General features: G+C 67.6%; 23 protein-coding genes. 16 read left to right on the plus strand and 7 right to left on the minus strand.

Features of this window, described 5'->3' with window-relative positions:
* Positions 1–18: 18 nt before the first annotated feature.
* A complete protein-coding gene (locus AC07OX_RS14630) occupies positions 19–513 on the plus strand; it encodes a nucleoside deaminase (protein WP_495261888.1) in 495 nt (164 codons plus the stop codon).
* 8 nt (positions 514–521) lie between these two features.
* On the opposite strand, the gene AC07OX_RS14635 is transcribed toward AC07OX_RS14630, so the two are convergent.
* Positions 522–1,379 carry a DUF7822 domain-containing protein gene (locus AC07OX_RS14635; protein WP_495261889.1) on the minus strand — a complete coding sequence of 286 codons (858 nt, stop codon included), beginning with the start codon at positions 1,377–1,379 and terminating at the stop codon, positions 522–524.
* Between the two features lie 131 nt (positions 1,380–1,510).
* Between AC07OX_RS14635 and AC07OX_RS14640 the strand changes: the two genes are divergently transcribed.
* Positions 1,511–1,900 (plus strand): hypothetical protein, encoded by a 390-nt coding sequence (locus AC07OX_RS14640; protein ID WP_495261890.1) that lies wholly within the window; start codon positions 1,511–1,513, stop codon positions 1,898–1,900.
* 25 nt (positions 1,901–1,925) lie between these two features.
* Here AC07OX_RS14640 and AC07OX_RS14645 read toward each other — a convergent pair whose 3' ends face one another.
* From AC07OX_RS14645 to AC07OX_RS14655, 3 genes are all read right to left on the minus strand, one after another.
* Entirely contained in the window at positions 1,926–2,351 is a 426-nt protein-coding gene (locus AC07OX_RS14645; RefSeq protein WP_070060148.1) for a PaaI family thioesterase, read from the minus strand.
* Positions 2,352–2,452: 101 nt separating this feature from the next.
* Positions 2,453–3,274, minus strand: coding sequence for a 2,5-didehydrogluconate reductase DkgB (gene dkgB / locus AC07OX_RS14650; RefSeq protein ID WP_495261891.1), 822 nt, complete (start codon positions 3,272–3,274; stop codon positions 2,453–2,455).
* Between the two features lie 52 nt (positions 3,275–3,326).
* Complete coding sequence (locus AC07OX_RS14655) at positions 3,327–4,529, minus strand: MFS transporter (RefSeq protein WP_062474273.1); 1,203 nt, start codon at positions 4,527–4,529, stop codon at positions 3,327–3,329.
* 581 nt (positions 4,530–5,110) lie between these two features.
* On the opposite strand from AC07OX_RS14655, the gene AC07OX_RS14660 reads away from it, so the two are divergent.
* Entirely contained in the window at positions 5,111–5,689 is a 579-nt protein-coding gene (locus AC07OX_RS14660; RefSeq protein WP_495261892.1) for a hypothetical protein, read from the plus strand.
* Positions 5,690–6,387: 698 nt separating this feature from the next.
* The gene (locus AC07OX_RS14665) at positions 6,388–6,696 is read left to right on the plus strand and encodes a hypothetical protein (RefSeq protein ID WP_495261893.1); all 309 of its coding nucleotides are present in this window, start codon (positions 6,388–6,390) and stop codon (positions 6,694–6,696) included.
* A 49-nt stretch (positions 6,697–6,745) separates the two neighbouring features.
* On the opposite strand, the gene AC07OX_RS14670 is transcribed toward AC07OX_RS14665, so the two are convergent.
* Positions 6,746–6,895, minus strand: coding sequence for a hypothetical protein (locus tag AC07OX_RS14670; protein WP_495261894.1), 150 nt, complete (start codon positions 6,893–6,895; stop codon positions 6,746–6,748).
* Between the two features lie 43 nt (positions 6,896–6,938).
* Here AC07OX_RS14670 and AC07OX_RS14675 point away from each other — a divergent pair, with 43 nt between their 5' ends.
* Together AC07OX_RS14675 and AC07OX_RS14680 are read left to right on the plus strand one after the other, a co-directional pair.
* Positions 6,939–7,904, plus strand: a complete 966-nt coding sequence (locus AC07OX_RS14675; protein ID WP_495261895.1) for an AraC family transcriptional regulator — start codon at positions 6,939–6,941, stop codon at positions 7,902–7,904.
* A gap of 157 nt (positions 7,905–8,061) precedes the next feature.
* Entirely contained in the window at positions 8,062–8,352 is a 291-nt protein-coding gene (locus tag AC07OX_RS14680) for a putative quinol monooxygenase (protein ID WP_495261896.1), read from the plus strand.
* A 24-nt stretch (positions 8,353–8,376) separates the two neighbouring features.
* Here AC07OX_RS14680 and AC07OX_RS14685 read toward each other — a convergent pair whose 3' ends face one another.
* Positions 8,377–9,222 carry an alpha/beta hydrolase gene (locus tag AC07OX_RS14685; protein ID WP_235944225.1) on the minus strand — a complete coding sequence of 282 codons (846 nt, stop codon included), beginning with the start codon at positions 9,220–9,222 and terminating at the stop codon, positions 8,377–8,379.
* Positions 9,223–9,397: 175 nt separating this feature from the next.
* On the opposite strand from AC07OX_RS14685, the gene AC07OX_RS14690 reads away from it, so the two are divergent.
* Positions 9,398–10,027, plus strand: a complete 630-nt coding sequence (locus tag AC07OX_RS14690) for a 2-hydroxychromene-2-carboxylate isomerase (RefSeq protein ID WP_070060143.1) — start codon at positions 9,398–9,400, stop codon at positions 10,025–10,027.
* A gap of 21 nt (positions 10,028–10,048) precedes the next feature.
* Here AC07OX_RS14690 and AC07OX_RS14695 read toward each other — a convergent pair whose 3' ends face one another.
* Positions 10,049–10,960 carry a LysR family transcriptional regulator gene (locus AC07OX_RS14695; protein ID WP_447741090.1) on the minus strand — a complete coding sequence of 304 codons (912 nt, stop codon included), beginning with the start codon at positions 10,958–10,960 and terminating at the stop codon, positions 10,049–10,051.
* A 180-nt stretch (positions 10,961–11,140) separates the two neighbouring features.
* Between AC07OX_RS14695 and AC07OX_RS14700 the strand changes: the two genes are divergently transcribed.
* The 9 genes from AC07OX_RS14700 to AC07OX_RS14740 all read left to right on the plus strand — a co-directional run bounded on the left by AC07OX_RS14700 (position 11,141) and on the right by AC07OX_RS14740 (position 19,252).
* On the plus strand, positions 11,141–11,794 hold the full coding sequence (locus AC07OX_RS14700; RefSeq protein ID WP_062474264.1) for a hydrolase: 654 nt from the start codon (positions 11,141–11,143) through the stop codon (positions 11,792–11,794).
* A 29-nt stretch (positions 11,795–11,823) separates the two neighbouring features.
* Positions 11,824–12,120: a DUF1427 family protein gene (locus tag AC07OX_RS14705; protein WP_159273859.1), complete on the plus strand. Its 297-nt coding sequence runs from the start codon at positions 11,824–11,826 to the stop codon at positions 12,118–12,120.
* 80 nt (positions 12,121–12,200) lie between these two features.
* Positions 12,201–14,093, plus strand: a complete 1,893-nt coding sequence (locus AC07OX_RS14710; protein WP_495261997.1) for an amidohydrolase — start codon at positions 12,201–12,203, stop codon at positions 14,091–14,093.
* A gap of 8 nt (positions 14,094–14,101) precedes the next feature.
* Positions 14,102–14,500: a DoxX family protein gene (locus tag AC07OX_RS14715; RefSeq protein WP_495261897.1), complete on the plus strand. Its 399-nt coding sequence runs from the start codon at positions 14,102–14,104 to the stop codon at positions 14,498–14,500.
* On the plus strand, positions 14,493–16,076 hold the full coding sequence (locus AC07OX_RS14720) for an MFS transporter (protein WP_070060141.1): 1,584 nt from the start codon (positions 14,493–14,495) through the stop codon (positions 16,074–16,076). The genes AC07OX_RS14715 and AC07OX_RS14720 overlap by 8 nt, the downstream gene beginning before the upstream one ends.
* Before the next feature lie 60 nt (positions 16,077–16,136).
* Positions 16,137–16,958, plus strand: coding sequence for an alpha/beta fold hydrolase (locus AC07OX_RS14725; protein ID WP_139702990.1), 822 nt, complete (start codon positions 16,137–16,139; stop codon positions 16,956–16,958).
* A gap of 76 nt (positions 16,959–17,034) precedes the next feature.
* Positions 17,035–17,919 (plus strand): diaminopimelate epimerase, encoded by an 885-nt coding sequence (gene dapF / locus AC07OX_RS14730; protein WP_495261898.1) that lies wholly within the window; start codon positions 17,035–17,037, stop codon positions 17,917–17,919.
* Complete coding sequence (locus AC07OX_RS14735) at positions 17,916–18,611, plus strand: DUF484 family protein (protein WP_062474254.1); 696 nt, start codon at positions 17,916–17,918, stop codon at positions 18,609–18,611. The genes dapF and AC07OX_RS14735 overlap by 4 nt, the downstream gene beginning before the upstream one ends.
* Entirely contained in the window at positions 18,608–19,252 is a 645-nt protein-coding gene (locus tag AC07OX_RS14740; RefSeq protein WP_495261899.1) for a YdcF family protein, read from the plus strand. The genes AC07OX_RS14735 and AC07OX_RS14740 overlap by 4 nt, the downstream gene beginning before the upstream one ends.
* Positions 19,253–19,291 lie beyond the last annotated feature (39 nt).

The raw sequence follows: 19,291 nt of genomic DNA on the forward strand, positions 1-19,291 counted from the left end.
ACCCAGGAGATCCGACCCATGTACAACGAACACTTCATGCAGCGCGCCCTGGCCCTTTCGGCCCGGGCGCTCCAGGAGCCCGGCACCGAGCCCTTCGGCGCGGTCGTCGTCAAGAACGGCGAGGTGGTGGGCGAGGGCTTCAACCATTCCGTCGCGCACCACGACCCCACCTCGCACGGCGAGGTCGAGGCCATTCGCGATGCCTGCCGCCGGCTGGGCACCGTCGACCTGTCGGGCTGCGAGCTCTACACCTCGTGCGAGCCCTGCGCCATGTGCGTGGCGGCCATGCACATCGCGGGCATCGGCCAGCTGTACTACGCGGCCACGCTCGCGCAGTCGGGCGAAGCCTTCCAAGGCGTGACCGTGGCGGCGCGCCACCCCATCGACGTCGACGTGCTGCGCACCGAAGCCGGCGCACCGCTGGCCGTGCGTGCGCAGCCGGCCGAACAGAAGATGGACGCCGAGGCCGTGCGCATCCTCTCGGCGTGGGCCGAGCCGCGGCGCGGCGACTGAAGCAAGCGCTACGCGGCAGCTGCCGCGTCGCCGCGCGTGGCCGCTTCGAACTCGGCACGGTTGAGCAGGCCGAAATACAGCACGTCGTACCACTGCAGCCCCAGCGGATATTCCGTGGCGCGGCTGCGCGTGCTGTCGCAGTCGTCGTCGAAGCGCAGCCCGAAGAACGCATCGAGCGGGGCCGCCTGCTTTGTCGCACCGGCTTCGCGCAGCACCTGCGCCGCTGCCGCGATGTCTTGCGGCAGCGCATCGAGCGCGGCGCCGGCCTGCTGGCAGCGGGCAAGCTCCTTCTCCACGCAGGCCCGCAGCGGGGCCTCTTCCGATTCGGTCATGGTGTCGAGCTCGACCGTCTCCAGCAGCAGGTGCTCGTTGCGGTGGGCTTCGAGAAAAGCCAGGGTCTCGTCCAGCCAGCCCGGCAGCTGCGTCGAGCCCGTGGCGGGTGTGGCCGCTGCGCGCGCGGCAGTCGCAGGCGGTGCCTTCGGTGCGGCGGACGGCGAGAACCAGCCCTTGAGCCGGTCGACGAACGACGTGGCCTTCGGCGCGGCCACGACGGGCGCCGCAGCGGGTGCAGGCACCGGCGCCTGCGCCGCCAGGAACCGCATGATGTCGATGAGCCGCTTCACCCGCGCAAAGCCCGGCTCGAAGCGACCGCTGATCGCGTACAGCCGGACCTTCTCATCCCCCTCGTCGCTGTCGAGCCCGTCGGAGATCAGCGACGCGCACAACTGCGGATCGCCCGACATCAGCAGCCGGTACATGAACGGAATGTCGTAGTTCCATTCGGACAGGCCCGAGATGGTTTCGGGCCGGTCCGTGTACGCCGCGGGCCGGTTGGTGAGGCTGTAGAGGTAGGAGCGATTGGCCATGAATCAAAGTGTGAATGGCGGATGCAATGTGAGCGCGTCGCCGTGACAAGAATGAAGAAGAGCCACCCCTTGCGAAGCGGCCTTCGGCCTGGTCGACAGATTCTGCCTTCGCCAGATTTACACTCCGCCCCATGCAAGGAAAGCAAGGCAACGGCGAGGTTCAGCGCGGTCTGCAGCCCGTGGTGGAGCTGCGGTCTGAAGGCGCGTCGTACCTGTATTCCGTGCGCGCGCCGCGCTCCAAGGGCGTGATCCCGCCCAGCTCGTACAGCCACACCGGCTTTGCCAGCGTGGCCGATTGCCTGCGCGACATTGCCCGCGCGCTCGGGGGCAACTTCAGTCGCATCTACGTGCGCCTCGAAGGCCACTGCGTCGGCGAGCGCGACATTGCCGAACTGCGCAAGGCGCCTGACATCGTCGCGGCCGAACTGCAGGCCCTGTGCCGCGCGGTGATCGCCGAGCAGCAGAAGCAGCAACAGCAACAAGAACAGCCCAGCGAAGTCAACGCCACGCCGCGCTGCTAGCCGCGCGAAGCGTTGTGCCGTTCGCTCACTGCGGCACGTTCACGATGGTCGCCTGCATCATCGCCACCACCTTGTAGTCCGTGTCGCCCGCCTTCGCGAAGGCACGCACTTCGCCCGTGCACACCGCGAGCAGCTTGCCCGAGCTTTGCACCCGGCCCACCGCCAGGAAGCGCTCGCCCAGTGCGGGCCGCATGAAGTTGATCTTGAACTCCGCCGTCACCACGTCGCAGCCCTGCGGCGCCTTCGTGAGCCCCGCGTAGCCGCAGGCGCTGTCGACGATGCTCGTCACCGCGCCCGCATGCACATAGCCGCGCTGCTGCGACAGCGCTTTTGAAAACGGCATCTCGATGTGCACCTCGCCGTCGCCCACATGCACCAGCCGCGCGCCGAGCGTGGCCATCAGGCCCTGTGCGTTGAAGCTGTCGGAGATGCGGGTGTGGAGGTCGGTCATGGCTGGCAAGCGAAAAGAAGCAGAAGAAAAAGGGCGCCCATGAGGGCGCCCCGAGGGGTCACTGCATTCTGCCGCGCGGCGCTACGCCCGGTGCCAGCGCTTCAATCCCACGCCGGCGACAGCCCTTGCGGATCGGTCAGCCGCTCGCCCCGGTCGAGCGCGGCGATCTGCGCCATCTCGGCCTCGGTCAGCGTCAGTTGCTGTGCCTTCAGGTTGCTTTCGAGGTTCGCGCGCTTGGTCGACGACGGAATCACCGCGTAGCCCAGTTGCATCGCCCAGGCCAGCACCACCTGCGCGGGCGTGGCGCCGTGCGCCGTGGCAATGGCGCCGATCACCGGGTCGTTCAGCACCTTGCCGTAGGCCAGCGTCATGTACGACGTGATGCGGATGCCCTGGCTCTGCGCGAAGGCCGCCACCTTGCGGTTCTGCAGGTAGGGGTGCAGCTCGATCTGGTTCGTGGCGATGGCCGGCGCGCCCACGGCGGCAATGGCCTCCTGCATCAGCGCGATGTTGAAGTTCGACACGCCGATCTGCTTCGTGAGCCCCAGCGCCTTGGCCTCGGCCAGCGCGCCCATGAACTCCGCCACCGGCACCGCGTTGGCGGGCGAGGGCCAGTGGATCAGCGTCAGGTCCACATGGTCTGTGCGCAGCTTGGCGAGGCTGTCTTTCAGGCTGGGCACCAGCTTGTCTTTCGCGTAGTGGTCGGTCCAGATCTTGGTGGTGATGAAGAGCTCGCTGCGGGCCACGCCGCTTTCGGCAATCGCCTGGCCCACTTCGGCTTCGTTGCCGTAGATCTGCGCCGTGTCGATCGTGCGGTAGCCCAGGTCGAGGCCGTTCTGCACCGAGTCGATCACCACCTGGCCCTGCAGGCGGAAGGTGCCGAGGCCGAAGGCGGGAATGGGAGGGTTGTTGTTCGTGGTCATGGCGTGTGTGTGCCTTGTGTTCAAAGAAAGAAAAAGAAGAGAAGAGGAAAGCTCAGTGCCCGACCGGCACCGGCCCCGAGGCGCGCACCGGAATGCCGGCACGGCGGTCGAGCGAGCCGCTCCACTGCGTGAGCGCCAGCGACACCAGCACCACCAGCGCGCCGATCCAGGGCGTGTGCATCAGCCCGAGGTGCGTCACGATCAAGCCGCCGGCCCAGGCCGCGCCGGCAATGCCCAGGTTGAAGGCCGCGATGTTCAGGCCCGAGGCCACGTCCACCGCCTGCGGCGTGAAGCGTTCGGCCTGCTTCACCACGTACACCTGCAGCCCCGGCACGTTGCCGAACGCCACCGCGCCCCACATCAGCACCGCCACCAGCGCCAGCCACTTGTGCGGCGCCGCGAAGTTGAAGACCAGCAGCACGGCTGCCAGCAGCGCAAAGATGATCTTCAGTGCCGGAATCGGGCCCATGCGGTCGGCCAGCTTGCCGCCCCAGATGTTGCCCACCGCCACCGAGATGCCGTACACCAGCATCACCCAGCCCACCGCGCCGGCGCTGAAGCCCGACACGTCGGTGAGGATCGGCGCCAGGAACGTGAACGGAATGAATGAGCCGCCGTAGCCGATGGCCGTCTTGGCATACACCAGCAGCAGGCGCGGCTCGGCCAGCACCTTGGCCTGTTGCGCCAGCGAGGCCGGCGGCGTGTGGCGGATGTTGCCCGGCACGAAGATCCAGCTGCCCACGAAGGCGATCACGCCCAGCGCCGACACCGCCAGGAAGGTCTCGCGCCAGCCGAAGTGCTGCCCGATGAACGTGCCCAGCGGCACGCCCGTGACCAGCGCCACCGTGAGGCCCGTGAACATGATCGCGATGGCGCTCGCCGCCTTTTCCTTCGGCACCAGGCCGGTGGCAATGGTCGAGCCGATCGAGAAGAACACCCCGTGCGCCAGCCCCGTGAGCACGCGGGCGGCAATCAGCGATTCATAGCTGGGCGCCTGCCACGCCAGCAGGTTGCCGACCGTGAACAGCGCCATCAGCCCGAGCAGCAGCGCCTTGCGCGGCAGCTTGCCCGTGAGGGCCGTGAGCACCGGCGCGCCAATGGCAACGCCCAGCGCATAGAGGCTGACCAAGAGGCCCGCCGAGGGAAGGCCGATGCCGAGGTCGGCAGCGACGGTGGGAATGAGGCCAACGATGACGAACTCGGTCGTTCCGATGGCGAAGGCGCTGAGGGTCAGCGCGAGTAAGGCGATTGGCATGAGAGCACTCCTTGTGGGATGAGGAGGAGTGTCTTGCGGTTACCTTTGCGGATAAATGGGGGTTGTGGCAGAAGATAGTTGCTTGCGAGGCAAGTATCGGGACGCGCATATTTCCCGTTTCGATGATTCTTCTCCAACGGCCTCATCAAGGACCGTTGCGAGAGGATCGCTTCCCTTGTGCTTATCCGAGACTGAACTGCACTTCAGCAACTGCTACTAGTAGAGACTGGTAGTTTCTGCGGCGGCTGAGAGCTCTAGCGTTCTGATACTGGAGAGAAAGAAAAAATGAACAATGAAGCTCTCTTGTTTCTCTCCTTCTCATAGACAAGAGAGGGTGAGAAATTTTTGTTCTCCATTTGGTTTGTGTTTTCTATACAGGAATGAGTCGAGTTGTTCTGCCATAAAAGTCTGCTAACTTGTTGATTTTAAACAAAAAAAATCGCGACTCGTTATTGGTAACGTGTTCTCGTATTGAATGTGTTCGATGGATTTGGGAATCTGTGTGCCACGTTCATGTGAAAAAAATGCTTGTGTGGCCGCGTGATGGTGTATAGCATCGCGATCTGAAAGGACCCGATGCCATGACTGAGACAACGAAAGCCAAGGTGACCGAATGGTTGGGCTATGCCATCGACAAGGGTCTGGTGAACTCGAACACTGGACGTGGATGGCAGGTTGCATTTGCAAAAATTCTGGAGGACTTCAGCGCCGACGATGACTTGACGGGTATCGACGTTCCTTCGGAAGTGCTGCGATTCAACAACCGTCATCCCGGCCTGTTGTCGCCGGACTCGCTAAACCAGTATCAGAAGCGTGTCATTGCTGTCCTGGCTGAATACACGAAGTACAAGAACAGCCCCACTACATATAAAGGCGTGCTTCGTGGTCCGGCGATCAAGAGCGACAGCGCGAACAAGGCAGGGAAGAGGGTGCCACTCAAGCAGTTGCCAGCACCCGAGATCGCAGGTCCAGCTCCGACCCCGGAGCCTCCTCAGCACAAACTGAGTGCTGCGACCGAGTCGAGCCTAATGATGCCGTTCCCGTTGCGGTCGAACTTCTTGGTTCAAATCATCGTGCCGCGAGACATGACTAAGGATGAAGCTGCGCGCCTATGCACCTTCATCACCGCTCTAGGGCACGACAACCCGGTGGTGAATTGATGACCTCCAAAGGCGAAAGGCTGGACGTTGTAGCGCCCAGCCCTTCTTTTCCAACTGTGTCCGCCGAGGACGCTCAGCATGTGAGCTTGGTCATGCGAAAGAAGAGAGGACTGGTGCCGCAAAGAACCATGTCATTACCTGTCGCGTGACCACCTGACGTTGGAGTTCAGGTGGGGCGATTGTATGCGGGCAGGTTTCGACCTGCCCCGCCTTCTTGGTGCGGCTTGTCCGAGACCACCACCCTACTCAATCGACTTCTATAGGTGCCTCATGGCAAACAAACCCCTTCCCCGTAACGAAACCACATCTGCGCGCGCAGCGACTGCGGCAAGCAAAGTATTGTCGAATCCGAAGAGCAGTTCGGCTGCAAAAACTGCAGCGGCCTCCGCGTTGACGCAGCGGGTTCCGGCCAAAAAGTAATCCGCTAGGTGGCTTGATTGACGCCGTCGGGTTCGACCCGGCGGCGTTTTTCTTTGGGCTGTGGTTTTTGATTCCCATGATCAATCCGATTGCGCTTAAGAGGGTTGCTCCTCCCGACCTCTTCGGTGCGTCGGCTGCGGTGGGGTCTTTGGTCCTCAATGGGCTGACTTACCGGGCTTTAGCGACTAGGTTGCCCTAGATATACTGCCGAGCCGCGTCTGATGGCGCGGCCGGGTTTGGAAGCCTGATGAACCTCTGCGAATCTTGGAGTCCATCACATGGCTGAATCCGCTCGCGCCTGCGCGCAATCTCGCATTTCTTCCGCTGCCCTCGACGATCTCGTCCTGCAAGCCTGCGACGACGCCGACAACCTCAACGCTGTAATGCGCGCCTACACCGCCCTAGAAAAGCTCGTAGACACCAGCGCCCTGAACGACAGCGAAGAGCTCACCCCCACCCGCACCGAACTGAGCGCCTTGCTGCGCCTGCTCAACGAAGCGTTGATGACCCGCATCGCCACCGTCAACGCAACAGCCGGCGCCGTACGCGATGCGCTGCAAGCGCAACCCGCGCTCAAGCCGGCCTAGCCCCCGGCGGCCGGCGTGAAGCCCCTGCCTCATGACCGGCCCGCAGCCCTCAAGCCGCCTTCGTCTCCGGCCACACCGCCGTCAACGCAAAGTCCACCAGCATCAGCCAGGTCTCTTCGAGCCCGGTGATGTTGTGGTGGTCCGAGTTCGACATGGTCTGCACGCTCACGGGCGCGCGCTGACCGGCTACGCTGCGCATCCCGTTCGCTTTCCCGCGTTCTCTCTTCTCCACGACAAAGCCGATGCCAGTTGCGCCCATTGCCGCCGACGACAGCAACAACAACAAACCCGAAGAGGCCACCTTCATTTCCGCCGCCTGGACCCGCCTGCGCGACATGGTCGCAGTGCGAACCCCTGCGGACGGCCGCACCGACGCGCTGTACCCGGGCCTGCGCTGCTACCGCTTCTCGCACCCGATCCGCTACGAGAAAACCCAGCGCCTCACGCCGGGCGTGGTGGTGGTCTTGCAGGGCCGCAAGACCGCGCACCTCGGCGGCGGCCGTTCGCTGGCCTACGGCGCCATGCAGTGCCTGGTGCTCGGGGCCGAGGTCGCGTGCCTCGGCACGGTCGTCGGGGCGAGCGCCGCGGCGCCGTACCTGGCCATTCATCTGGACCTGCCGCCCGATGTGCTGGTCAAGTCGGTCCTCGCATTGGCCGAAGGCGGTGGTGATGCGCTGCCGGCCGAGCCCGCCCGCGTGTGCGAGCACTTCACGGCCCCGGTGGGGCCGGAGGTGGTCGAGGCCTTCGCCCGCCTGCTGCTGGCGGCCGATGACCCGGTGGACCGCCGCACGCTCGCGCCGCTGGCCGTCGAGGAAATCGTGCTGCGGCTGCTGCGCTCCGAGGCCGCCGCCGCCATCCGCAGCGCGGGCGCCGTCACCAAGGCCGGCGCCCGCATACAGACGGCCATCGCCTTCATGCGCCGCCATCTGGGCCGGCCGCTGTCGGTGGCCGAGATCGCGAGCCACGTCCACATGAGCCCGTCGCACTTCGCGCACAGCTTTCGCGAGGTGGCCGGTGTCACGCCGATGCGCTGCATTCGCGACCTGCGCCTGGAAGAGGCGCGCTCGCTGATGCTGGGCGCCGGGCTGCGCCCCGGCGATGCGGCTGCCAAGGTGGGGTTCGAGAGCGCGGCGCATTTCAACCGCGCGTTTCGCAGACGGTTCGAGACGACGCCTGCGGAGTACGTGCGGCGCATGCAGGCGGCGTGATGCCTGGGTGACCCCGGCGTGGCTGCCTGCGTCCTTCGCAGCCATGGTCAATTTCTTCGCAGCTTCGTGCCTAGGCGCGGGGGAGGGGGCTGGCTAACCTGCCTGCTCTCTCTTTTCATTCATTGAATCCACAAGCCAACGCGAAGAAGAAATGTCCATGGACCCGATCAACGTCATCATCACTTTCGAAGCCAAGCCCGAGCGCGCGTCTGCGTTCGCGGAACTCATGAACCAGGTCAAGCAGTCGCTGCCATCGGCGGATGGGTGCCGGGGCGTGCGGCTGTTCGGGCGCAGCGACAACGACTGCGTTTTCACGCTGGTTGAATCATGGGCGTCGCAGGCGCACCACCAGGCGCACATTGCGGGCGCGGTGGCGTCGGGGGCCTGGGATGCGCTGGCGCGGGAGTTGGCGCGGGAGCCTGTCAGCAGCTATTGCCGGGAGCTTTGAGAAAGCCCTGGCCGCTTGCGCTGCCTACGCCGCCTTCGTCTCCGGCAGCACCGCCGTCAACGCAAAGTCCACCAGCATCAGCCAGGTCTCCTCGAGCCCGGTGATGTTGTGGTGGTCCGAGTTCGACACGGTCTGCACGCTCACGGGCGTGGGCCAGGCGGCGATGAGTTTTTCGGAGCGTTCGTGGGGCACCACGTCGTCCTTCGCGGCGAGCAGCACCTGGGTCTTGGCGGCGACTTCCTTGCTGTGCTCGATGGAGTTGAAGCGGTGGCGCAGCAACAGCGACAGCGGCACGAGCGGAAAGCGCTTCTTGGCGACTTCGAGCAGCGAGTCGTAGGGGGTGATGAGCTGCAGGCTCGCAAATTCCTGCCGCGCCACGAGCTGGATGGCCACGCCGGTGCCCAGGCTGCGGCCCACCACGTGCAGGCGCGCCTGCGGAAAGGCGCGGCGCAGGTGGCTGGCGAACTGGGCGGCGTCGGCCACGGAGGCAATTTCCGAAGGCGCGCCCTGCGAGTCGGCCACGCCCCGGTAGTTGAGCGCCGCAAAGCCGAAGCCCTCGGGGAGCCAGTGCAGCATCTGCGCGGTGGCGCGCACGTCTTCGCCGCGGCCGGCGAAGTAGATGAACAGGTCCTGCAGCGCGTCTTCGCCCTGCGGGTGGTACACGTAGCCGCGCACCATGCCGCCGGGCACGGGGTGCGAGTAGGTCGAGAAGTCGTCCGACAGATGCACCACGGGCAGCTTGCGGGCGTTGAAAAGAATGTGGCCCTGGCGCGTGGCGAGCAGGGTCCAGTAGGCGGCCAGGCTGCCAATGGCGGCGGCAGAGGCCGACAGGGCAATGCGGGCAATCTTGGCTTGGGTGTTCTTCTGCAAATCAGGGCTCCCGGAAAAGTGGCGGCGGCGCATCGCAAGGGCAGGGCCCGGCCGATGCACAACCACACAGCAACGCGCAAGGGGCGTAGTTTCACCGCGTTCGCGAGGCGGTGCGTTGCGAGGTGTATGGCCGCAGCGCGCGGCGCGCCGGGCGGGGGCTGAAGATAATCCCCGCATGATCGCCATCGACTGCTACTACAGCCTTTCCTCGCCCTGGGCCTACCTCGGCGGCCCGCAACTGCAAGACATCGTGCGCCGCCACCATGTGCAGCTCACGCTCAAGCCCTACGACTTCCAGGCGGTGGTGCCGCAGACCGGCGGCATTCCGCTGAAGACGCGCCCGGAGCCGCGCCGCACGTACCACGCGCTGGAGCTGTCGCGCTGGCGCGATTACCTCGGCATGCCGATGAACCTGGAGCCCGCGCACTACCCGAAGGGCGCGCCGACCGACCCGAACTGGAACAAGTACCCCGGCTGGATGGTGATCGCCGCCCAGCTGCAGGGACTGGACGCGCAGCCGCTGTCGCACGCGCTGCTGCGCGCGCTGTGGGCCGAGGAGCGCGACACGGCGCAGGCCGCGGTGCGTATCGCGATCGCCGACGAAAACGGCTACGACGGTGCGGCGCTGCAGGCGCTGGAGCAGTCGGCCGAGGTGCTGGCCGTGTACCGCGCCAACAGCGCCGACGCGGTGGAAGCGGGCGTATTCGGCGCGCCCACGTTCATCCTGAACGGCGAGCGTTTCTGGGGGCAAGACCGGTTGGCGTTTCTCGACCGGGCGCTCGACAAGCTGCGCGCCGGCGGCTGAGCGGCAACCTCTCTTTTTTCTTCAGAGGAACGAACGCGGCAGCAGCGCGGGCACGAGCGTGCGGTGCAGCCGCTCGCGCCACCAGCGCAGCGCCTGGCCCTGCGCGCCGGTCTTCCACGCGAGCCAGAAGGCTTCGGGCGCGCGCGGTTCCTCGGTCGGCAGTTCGACCAGCGTGCCGCGCGCCAGCTCGTCGGCGATGCAGGCGCGCGGCAGAAAGCCGTGGCCCAGCCCGGCGACCTGGCAGGCGACCTTGGCGGCCATCGACGGCACCGTGATGCGCGGCTGGCCGGCCATGAGGCCCACGGTGCGGTCCGACAGGGTGCGCGCGGTGTCGCCGACCACGATGGCGTTGCAGTCGATGAGGTCGCCGCGCTGCACGGGGCGCTTCAGCCGCGTCAGCGGGTGGGTGGGCGCGACGCAGAAGGCGAACGCCAGGCTGCCCACGGCCACGGCCTGGTGGCCGCCGCCGGCCGGGCCTTCGCCCGCGGCCACGACGATGTCGGCGCGGCCCTCGCGCAGCGCCTCCCAGCTGCCGGTGAGCGCCTCGCAGCCGATGCGCAGCCGCGTGCCGCAGCGCAGGTCTTCGAAGGCGCGGATGTCGTCCATGAAGGCCTGCGTGGGAATGAGCGAGTCGTGCACCAGCCGCAGCTCTGATTCGTAGCCGGTGGCAATCTGCCGCATGCGCGATTCGAGGTCGCTCGCGGCGCCGAGCAGCCAGCGGCCTTCCTTGAGCATTTCCTCGCCGGCGGCGGTGAGGGTCACGCGCGGGCCGTTGCGCTCGAACAGCAGCATGCCCAGCTGCTCTTCGAGCTTGCCCACGGCGTAGGAGATGGTGGAGGGCACCTTGTTCAGCCGCGCGGCGGCGGCGGCAAAGGAGCCGTGGCGCGCGATGGCGTCGACGACCTCGATGGCTTCCAGGGTGAGCTTGAGCACGGGGCGTTCCTCGCAGCAAAAAGGAATGATCGAAAACTTCGATCATTGATGGTGAAAAGTTTCGTCGATGGGGCCCTGTGTGCACCGGATGATTCAGCCCACGCCAAGGAGATTCCCTCTGAAAGCGATTGTGAACCGAATCGAATATCCACGCACCCAACTTTGCCGAAGGAGCCTTTCATGACCGTCCAAGCCACCCCCACCGCCGGCGCCAAGCTGCTCACCCCCACCGACCACACGCTGGTGATGATCGACTTCCAGTCGCAGATGGCCTTTGCCACGCACTCGATCGACGCCGTGAACCTGCGCAACAACGCCGCGCTGGTGGCGCAGGCGGCGGCCGGCTTCAAGGTGTCGACCATCCTGACGACCGTGGCCGAGAAGAGCTTTTCGGGCCCGATGTTCAGCGAGATCACCGACGCCTTCCCCGGCCAGAAGATGCTCGACCGCACCTCGATGAACACCTGGGAAGACGCCGCCGTGATCGAGCGCGTGAACGCCATCGGCAAGCCGCGCATCGTGCTGGCGGGCCTGTGGACCAGCGTGTGCATCGTGGGCCCGGCGCTGTCGGCGCTGGACCAGGGCTTCGAGGTGTACGTGATTGCCGACGCCTGCGGCGACGTGTCCACCGAGGCGCACAACCGCGCGATGGAGCGCATGGTGCAGGCCGGCGCGCAGCCGATGACCTCGCTGCAGTACCTGCTGGAGCTGCAGCGCGACTGGGCGCGTGGCGACACCTACGAGTTGACGACCGGTATTGCGAAGAAGGTGGGCGGCGCCTACGGTCTGGGCGTGACGTACGCCAAGACGATGTTCGGCGCCCACGAGGGTTGAGCGCAGAGCACCCGCAAGGCCGACCGACCATGAAGACCTATGTCGTTTCCCTCGCGCTCGGCCTGCTGGTCGGCGTGATCTACGCGCTCTTCCAGGTGCGCTCGCCGGCGCCGCCGGTGATCGCCCTGGTGGGCCTCTTGGGCATCCTGCTCGGCGAGCAGATCCCGCCGCTGGTGCGGCAGGTGTTCGACCGGCCGGCCGCCACCTCGTGGCTGCATGACCAGGTCAAGCCGCACGTGTTCGGCGAGCTGCCGACCTGCGCGCAGCCCGGGGCGGTGAAGTCCGCCGCCGCCGGCAGCCGCCCGTCCGAGCGGAGCGACGCATGAACGCCCCCGACCCGCAACGCCGCCACTTCCTGGGCGCCCTCGGCGCCTTTGCAGCCACCTCCCTCGCACCCGCATCCACCATGGCCACCACCCAGACCCCCGACCTCATCCTGCGCAACGGCCGCTTCACCACGCTGGACCGTGCCAACCCCACGGCCGACGCGGTGGCCATCAAGGACGGCCGCTTCACCCGCGTGGGCCGCGCCGAAGACGTGCTGCCGCTGGCCGGCAGCCAGACCCGCGTGATCGACCTGCAGGGCCAGCGCGTGCTGCCGGGCCTCATCGACAACCACCTGCACATCATTCGCGGCGGCCTGAACTACAACATGGAGCTGCGCTGGGACGGCGTGAAGAGCCTGGCCGATGCCATGGGCATGCTCAAGCGCCAGGTGGCGATCACGCCCGCGCCGCAGTGGGTGCGCGTGGTGGGCGGCTTCACCGAGCACCAGTTCGTCGAGAAGCGCCTGCCGACCCTGGCCGAGCTGAACGCGGTGGCGCCCGACACGCCGGTGTTCATCCTGCACCTGTACGACCGTGCGCTGCTCAACGGCGCCGCGCTGCGCGCCGTGGGCTACACCAAGGACACGCCCGCGCCGCCCGGCGGCGAGATCGTGCGCGACAGCGCCGGCAACCCCACCGGCCTGCTGCTGGCCAAGCCGAACGCGGCCATCCTGTACGCCACGCTGGCCAAGGGGCCGAAGCTGCCGTTCGACTACCAGCTCAACTCCACGCGCCACTTCATGCGCGAGCTCAACCGCCTGGGCGTGACCGGCGCCATCGACGCGGGCGGCGGCAACCAGAACTACCCCGACGACTACGAGGTGATCCAGAAGCTGCACGACGACGGGCAGCTCACGATCCGCCTGGCCTACAACCTCTTCACGCAGAAGCCCAAGGCCGAGAAGGACGACTTCCTGAACTGGACCGCCAACTCCAGGTACAAGCAGGGCGACGATTACTTCCGCCACAACGGCGCGGGCGAGATGCTGGTGTTCTCGGCGGCCGACTTCGAAGACTTCCGCCAGCCGCGCCCCGACATGGCGCCCGAGATGGAAGGCGACCTCGAAGGCGTGGTGCGCATCCTGGCGCAGAACCGCTGGCCCTGGCGCATGCACGCGACCTACGACGAAACCATCAGCCGTTCGCTCGACGTGTTCGAGAGGGTCAACAAGGACACGCCGCTGGCCGGCCTGAACTGGTTCTTCGACCATGCCGAGACGATTTCCGAGAAGTCGATGGACCGCATCGCCGCGCTGGGCGGCGGCGTGGCGGTGCAGCACCGCATGGCCTACCAGGGCGAGTATTTCGTGGAGCGCTACGGCCCCGGCGCGGCCGAGGCCACGCCGCCGGTCAAGAAGATGCTGGAGCGCGGCCTGAAGGTGTCGGCCGGCACCGACGCGACGCGCGTGGCCTCGTACAACCCGTGGGTGTCGCTGTCGTGGCTGGTCACGGGCAAGACGGTGGGCGGCATGCAGCTGTATCCGCAGCGCAACTGCCTGGACCGCGAGGCGGCGCTGCGCATGTGGACCGAGAACGTCACCTGGTTCTCGAACGAGGAGGGCAAGAAGGGCCGCATCCAGGAAGGCCAGCTGGCCGACCTGGTGGTGCCCGACCGCGACTTCTTCGCCTGCGCCGAATCGGAGATTGCCGACACCACGGCGCTGCTCACGATGGTGGGCGGCAAGGTGGTCTACGGCGCCGGCCCGTTCGCCGCGCACGACGAAGGCGGCCTGCCGCCCGCCATGCCCGACTGGTCGCCCGCGCGCACCTTCGGCGGCTATGCCGGCTGGGCCGACACCGCCGAGGGCGCGCCGCTGCAGAAGGTGATGCGCAACGCCGCGATGTCGTGCGCCTGCGCCAACGACTGCAACGTGCACGGCCACAGCCACGCGACGGCCTGGAGCAGCAAGCTGCCCATTGCCGACCTGAAGAGCTTCTGGGGCGCGCTGGGTTGCGCCTGCTGGGCGGTGTGATGAAGGCCATGCACTGGACCCTGTCGCCCGCCGTGCGCTGGATCGCCTTGCTGCTGCTGTGCGCGGCCTACCTGCAGGGCGGCCTGAACAAGGCGCTGGATTTCAACGCCGCCATCGCCGAGATGAACCACTTCGGCCTGGCGCCGGCCGGCCCGCTGGCCGTGGCGGTGATCGTGCTGGAGCTGGGCGCCGCGGCGCTCATCCTCACCGGCTTCTGGCGCTGGCTCGGCGCGCTCGCGCTGGGCGGCTTCACGCTCATGGCGACCTTCGTCGCGCTGCGTTTCTGGGAGATGCCGCTGGGGCAGGAACGCTTCATGGCGGCCAACTCCTTCTTCGAACACCTGGGCCTGGTCGGCGGCTTCGTGCTCGTCGCCTGGCTTGATCTCAAGGAGCGCCACGATGACTGAGCCCCAAGCCAAAGCCGCCGGCGCCTTCGCGCCGCTGCGCCAGCCGGTCTTCGCCGTGCTGTGGGCCGCCACGGTGCTGGGCAACATCGGCAGCTTCATGCGCGACGTGGCCAGCTCGTGGCTGGTGACCGACCTGTCGGCCAGCCCGACGGCGGTGGCGCTGATCCAGACGGCGGCGACGCTGCCGATCTTCCTGCTGGCGATTCCGGCGGGCGTGCTGTCGGACATCCTCGACCGCCGGCGCTTTCTGATCTTCGTGCAGGTGCTGCTGGCCGCGGTGAGCGGCACGCTGCTGGTGCTCTCGCACACGGGCACGCTCACGGTCGAGTACCTGATCGCGCTGACCTTCGTGGGCGGCATCGGCGCGGCGCTCATGGGGCCGACCTGGCAGTCGATCGTGCCGGAGCTGGTGCCGCGCAGCGAGCTCAAGGGCGCGGTGGCGCTGAACTCGCTGGGCATCAACATCGCGCGCTCCATCGGGCCGGCCGCGGGTGGGCTGATCCTGGCGAGCTTCGGCGCGGCCGCCACCTACGGGCTGGACGTGCTGAGCTATGTGTTCGTGATCGCGGCGCTGCTGTGGTGGAAGCGCCCGGCGGCGGTGGACAGCGGGCTGTCCGAGAACTTCTTCGGCGCCTTCCGCGCCGGCCTGCGCTACACGCGGGCCAGCAAGGAGCTGCATGTGGTGCTGCTGCGCGCGGCGGTGTTCTTCCTGTTCGCCAGCTCGGTGTGGGCGCTGCTGCCGCTGGTGGCGCGCCAGATGCTGGGCGGCACGGCGAGCTTCTACGGCATCCTGCTCGGCGCCGTGGGCGCGGGCGCCATCGGCGGCGCGCTGGTGATGCCGCGGCTGCGTGCGCGGCTCGATGCCGACGGCATGCTGCTGCTGGCCTCGCTGCTCACGGCCGCGGTGATGGGCGCCCTGGTGTTCGCGCCGCCGCAATGGCTGGCGGTGCCGATGCTGGGCGTGCTGGGTCTGGGCTGGATCATCGCGCTCACCACACTCAATGGCGTGGCGCAGTCGATCCTGCCGAACTGGGTGCGCGGGCGCGGGCTGGCCGTGTACCTCACGGTGTTCAACGGCGCCATGGCCGCCGGCAGCCTGGGCTGGGGCCTGGTGGCGCAGCAGATCGGCGTGCCGGCCACGCTGGTGGCGGGGGCGGTGGGGCTGGTGGTGATGGGGCTGGTGTTCCACCGCGTGCGGCTGCCCGCCGGCGAGGCCGACCTGCAGGCCTCGAACCACTGGCCCGAGCCGCTGCTGGCCGAGCCGGTGGCGCACGACCGCGGGCCCGTGATGATCCAGGTCGAGTACCGCATCCGCAAGGAAGACCGGCCGGCGTTCCTCGATGCGATGAAGCGGCTGTCGCTGGAGCGCCGCCGCGACGGCGCCTACGCCTGGGGCGTGCACGAGCACACGGCCGACGCCGAGCGCGTGATGGAGTGGTTCCTCGTGGAGTCGTGGGCCGAGCACCTGCGCCAGCACCACCGCGTGTCGCACGCCGACGCCGACCTGCAGGCCGAGGCGCTGCGCTTTCACATCGGCCCGGGCAAGCCCGAGGTGCATCACTTCCTGGCGCTCTGAGCGGCGCGGATTCTTCTTTCTCTTTCCCTTTCACCCTTTCGTCCATCTCAAGGAAAAACCATGACCACACTGACCCTTCGCGACGGCACCGAGCTCTATTACAAGGACTGGGGCAGCGGCCAGCCCATCGTCTTCAGCCACGGCTGGCCGTTGAGTGCCGACATGTGGGACGCCCAGATGCTGTTCTTCGCCGAGCGCGGCTACCGCGTCATCGCGTTCGACCGCCGCGGTTTCGGCCGCTCCAGCCAGCCCTGGACCGGCTACGACTACGACACCTTCGCCGACGACATCGCCGAGCTGATCGAAAAGCTCGACCTGAAAAACGTGATCCTGGCGGGCTTCTCGATGGGCGGCGGCGACGTCACGCGCTACATCGCGCGCAAGGGCAGCGCGCGCGTGGCGAAGCTGGCGCTCATCAGCGCGGTGACGCCGCTGTTCATGAAGACCGCCGACCATCCCGTGGGCCCCGAGGCGTCGCTCTTCGCGGGCATCCGCGCCGGGCTGGCCGCCGACCGGGCGCAGTTCATCGACGACTTCAGCACGCTGTTCTACGGCACCAACCGCCCGGGCGCGAAGGTGTCGCAGGGCGTGTTCAAGCAGACGCTGCAGATCGCGCTGCAGGCCTCGATCAAGGCCACCATCGACTGCGTGACGGCGTTCTCCGAGACCGACTTCCGCCCCGACATGGCGAAGATCGACGTGCCCACGCTCGTGATCCACGGCGACGACGACCAGGTCGTGCCCTTCGAGGCCACGGGCAAGCTGGCGGCCGAAATGATCAAGGGCAGCCAGCTCAAGCTGTACGCCGGCGCGCCGCACGCCACCTGCACCACGCACGCGGCGCAGGTCAACGCCGACCTGCTGGCGTTCATCCAGGGCTGAGGCCGGGTGTGTCGAAAGGGCCGCGCCCTGCGGCCCTTTCGGCGCGAAGGGCGGCGCCGGTGGCGATAATCCGGCGATGCGAATCCGCTTTACCAAGATGCAGGGAGCCGGCAACGATTTCGTCGTGCTGGACGAAACGCGCGGCACGCTGGGCCTCACGGCCGCGCAGTACCGCTTCCTGGCCGACCGCCATTTCGGCGTCGGCGCCGACCAGATCCTCACGGTGCGCCCGTCGCCCGCCGAGGGCATCGACTTCCAGTACGTGATCCACAACGCCGACGGCGGCGAGGTGGAGCAGTGCGGCAACGGGGCGCGCTGTTTCATGCGCTTCGTGAGCGAGCACGGCCTGACCGAGAAGAAAGACGTGCGCGTGCAGACGCTGGCCGGCGTGATCGAACCCCGCATGGGCGACGACGGCCGCGTGACGGTCGACATGGGGGCCCCGGTCTTCGAGCCGGCGCGCGTGCCCTTCGACACGGCCGGGCTCGACCCGCAGCACGAAGGCGCGTGGCAGAAATGGCACCTGGCGCTGGGCACCCGGGCCGGCAGCGCTATCGTTTCGGTAGCGGTGCTGTCCATGGGCAACCCGCACGCGGTGCAGGTGGTCGACAACGTCGACACCGCGCCGGTGGCCGAGCAGGGCCCGCAGATCGAGCACCACCCGCGTTTTCCGCAGCGCGTGAACGCGGGCTTCATGCAGGTGGTCGACCGGTCGAACATCAAGCTGCGGGTGTTCGAGCGCGGCGCCGGCGAAACGCTGGCCTGCGGCACGGGCGCCTGCGCGGCGGTGGTGGCGGGCATCCGCCTGGGGCTGCTGGATTCCCGCGTTGACGTGCAGACGCACGGCGGCATTCTCACGATCGAGTGGCAGGGCGACGGCCGGCCGGTGCTCATGACAGGACCGGCCACGACGGTGTTCGAGGGCGAGATCGACGTGCCCGACATTTCGGAACAGCCATGACCCAATTCACCCACGACAACAACGCCATGAACCCGATCACCGAAGACGACATCGCGAACTACCTGTCGAACACCCCCGACTTCTTCGAGCGCCACGCCCAGCTGCTGGCGCAGGTGCAGCTCACCAGCCCGCACGGCAACCGCGCCGTGAGCCTGCAGGAGCGCCAGGCCGAGATGCTGCGCGAGAAGATCAAGGCGCTGGAGCACCGCCTGATGGACATGGTGCGCCACGGCACCGAAAACGTGGTCATCGCCGACCGCCTGCAGCGCTGGACCAAGGGCCTGTTGACCACGCGCGACCCGCGCAGCCTGCCGTACCGCATCGCGGTCGACCTGCAGTCGCTGTTCCTGGTGCCGCAAACGGCGATCAAGGTGTGGGACTGCGGCACCGAGTACCTGAACGAAGCCTATGCCCAGTGGGTGAGCGACGACGTGAAGGCGCTGGCCACCTCGCTGACCTCGCCTTATTGCGGGCTCAACGCGGGCTTCGAGGCGGCCAACTGGCTGCCCGAGCCGCAGGGCGCCGCGTCGATCGCGCTGATTCCGCTGCGCCCCGACGCCGAGTCGCCGGCCTTCGGCCTGCTGGTGCTGGCCTCGCCGGACGCGCAGCGCTTCAACGCCGAAATGGGCACGGACTTTCTCGAGCGCATCGCCGAGCTGTCGTCGGGCGCGCTGTCGCGGCTGCGCCCTTGAGCCGTTCCGCGCGACGCGGGTGGCGCCGCCGGCCCTGGCTGACCGGCCTGTGCGTGGTCTTGCTGGCCGGCGTGCTGACGTATGTCGCCATCGCGGGCGTGATCTGGCAGCGTGCCGAGGCCGCACTGGCCGGCCCGCTGCCGCGCGCGGCCGACGTGGCGCTGGTGCTGGGCAACCGCGCCTACCTCGACGGCAAGCCCAACCCCTGCCTCACGGGCCGGGTCGACCAGGGCATCGTGCTGGCGCGCGCCGGTCGCGCGCAGACGCTGGTGTTCTCGGGCGGCGTCGATGTCGAAGACGGCCGCATCGAGGCCGAGGTGATGCGCGACCACGCCACGGCCGAGGGCTACACGGGGCCGATGGTGCTGGAGTCGGTGTCGTCGTCCACGCGCGCCAACCTGTCGCTGTCGCGCACGGTGCTCGAAGCCAACGGCGCGCGCAGCGTGATCATCGTGTCGGAGCCGTACCACCTGTGGCGCATCGAGCGGCTGGTGCGTGCCAGCGGCTTCGACCAGGCCTTCGACGTGCAGTATGCCGCCGCGCCCACCTCGTGCTGGCGCCGCTGGGGCATGCTGTTCAAGGGCGCATTGCGCGAGCCCGCCGCCATCGTGAACAATGCATCGCTCGGTTATCTGTTCTAGCTAGCGCGGCCCCGCGCGGCGCACGGAGCACGACGACAC

The organism is Variovorax sp. GW821-FHT09D07 (assembly GCF_059416345.1).

Bases quoted from the DNA above. Each gene is read 5' to 3' on its own strand.
- AC07OX_RS14630 (WP_495261888.1), top strand. From the start codon at position 19: ATGTACAACGAACACTTCATGCAGCGCGCCCTGGCCCTTTCGGCCCGG.
- AC07OX_RS14635 (WP_495261889.1), bottom strand. From the start codon at position 1,379: ATGGCCAATCGCTCCTACCTCTACAGCCTCACCAACCGGCCCGCGGCG.
- AC07OX_RS14640 (WP_495261890.1), top strand. From the start codon at position 1,511: ATGCAAGGAAAGCAAGGCAACGGCGAGGTTCAGCGCGGTCTGCAGCCC.
- AC07OX_RS14645 (WP_070060148.1), bottom strand. From the start codon at position 2,351: ATGACCGACCTCCACACCCGCATCTCCGACAGCTTCAACGCACAGGGC.
- dkgB (WP_495261891.1), bottom strand. From the start codon at position 3,274: ATGACCACGAACAACAACCCTCCCATTCCCGCCTTCGGCCTCGGCACC.
- AC07OX_RS14655 (WP_062474273.1), bottom strand. From the start codon at position 4,529: ATGCCAATCGCCTTACTCGCGCTGACCCTCAGCGCCTTCGCCATCGGA.
- AC07OX_RS14660 (WP_495261892.1), top strand. From the start codon at position 5,111: ATGACTGAGACAACGAAAGCCAAGGTGACCGAATGGTTGGGCTATGCC.
- AC07OX_RS14665 (WP_495261893.1), top strand. From the start codon at position 6,388: ATGGCTGAATCCGCTCGCGCCTGCGCGCAATCTCGCATTTCTTCCGCT.
- AC07OX_RS14670 (WP_495261894.1), bottom strand. From the start codon at position 6,895: ATGCGCAGCGTAGCCGGTCAGCGCGCGCCCGTGAGCGTGCAGACCATG.
- AC07OX_RS14675 (WP_495261895.1), top strand. From the start codon at position 6,939: ATGCCAGTTGCGCCCATTGCCGCCGACGACAGCAACAACAACAAACCC.
- AC07OX_RS14680 (WP_495261896.1), top strand. From the start codon at position 8,062: ATGGACCCGATCAACGTCATCATCACTTTCGAAGCCAAGCCCGAGCGC.
- AC07OX_RS14690 (WP_070060143.1), top strand. From the start codon at position 9,398: ATGATCGCCATCGACTGCTACTACAGCCTTTCCTCGCCCTGGGCCTAC.
- AC07OX_RS14700 (WP_062474264.1), top strand. From the start codon at position 11,141: ATGACCGTCCAAGCCACCCCCACCGCCGGCGCCAAGCTGCTCACCCCC.
- AC07OX_RS14705 (WP_159273859.1), top strand. From the start codon at position 11,824: ATGAAGACCTATGTCGTTTCCCTCGCGCTCGGCCTGCTGGTCGGCGTG.
- AC07OX_RS14710 (WP_495261997.1), top strand. From the start codon at position 12,201: ATGGCCACCACCCAGACCCCCGACCTCATCCTGCGCAACGGCCGCTTC.
- AC07OX_RS14715 (WP_495261897.1), top strand. From the start codon at position 14,102: ATGCACTGGACCCTGTCGCCCGCCGTGCGCTGGATCGCCTTGCTGCTG.
- AC07OX_RS14720 (WP_070060141.1), top strand. From the start codon at position 14,493: ATGACTGAGCCCCAAGCCAAAGCCGCCGGCGCCTTCGCGCCGCTGCGC.
- AC07OX_RS14725 (WP_139702990.1), top strand. From the start codon at position 16,137: ATGACCACACTGACCCTTCGCGACGGCACCGAGCTCTATTACAAGGAC.
- dapF (WP_495261898.1), top strand. From the start codon at position 17,035: ATGCGAATCCGCTTTACCAAGATGCAGGGAGCCGGCAACGATTTCGTC.
- AC07OX_RS14735 (WP_062474254.1), top strand. From the start codon at position 17,916: ATGACCCAATTCACCCACGACAACAACGCCATGAACCCGATCACCGAA.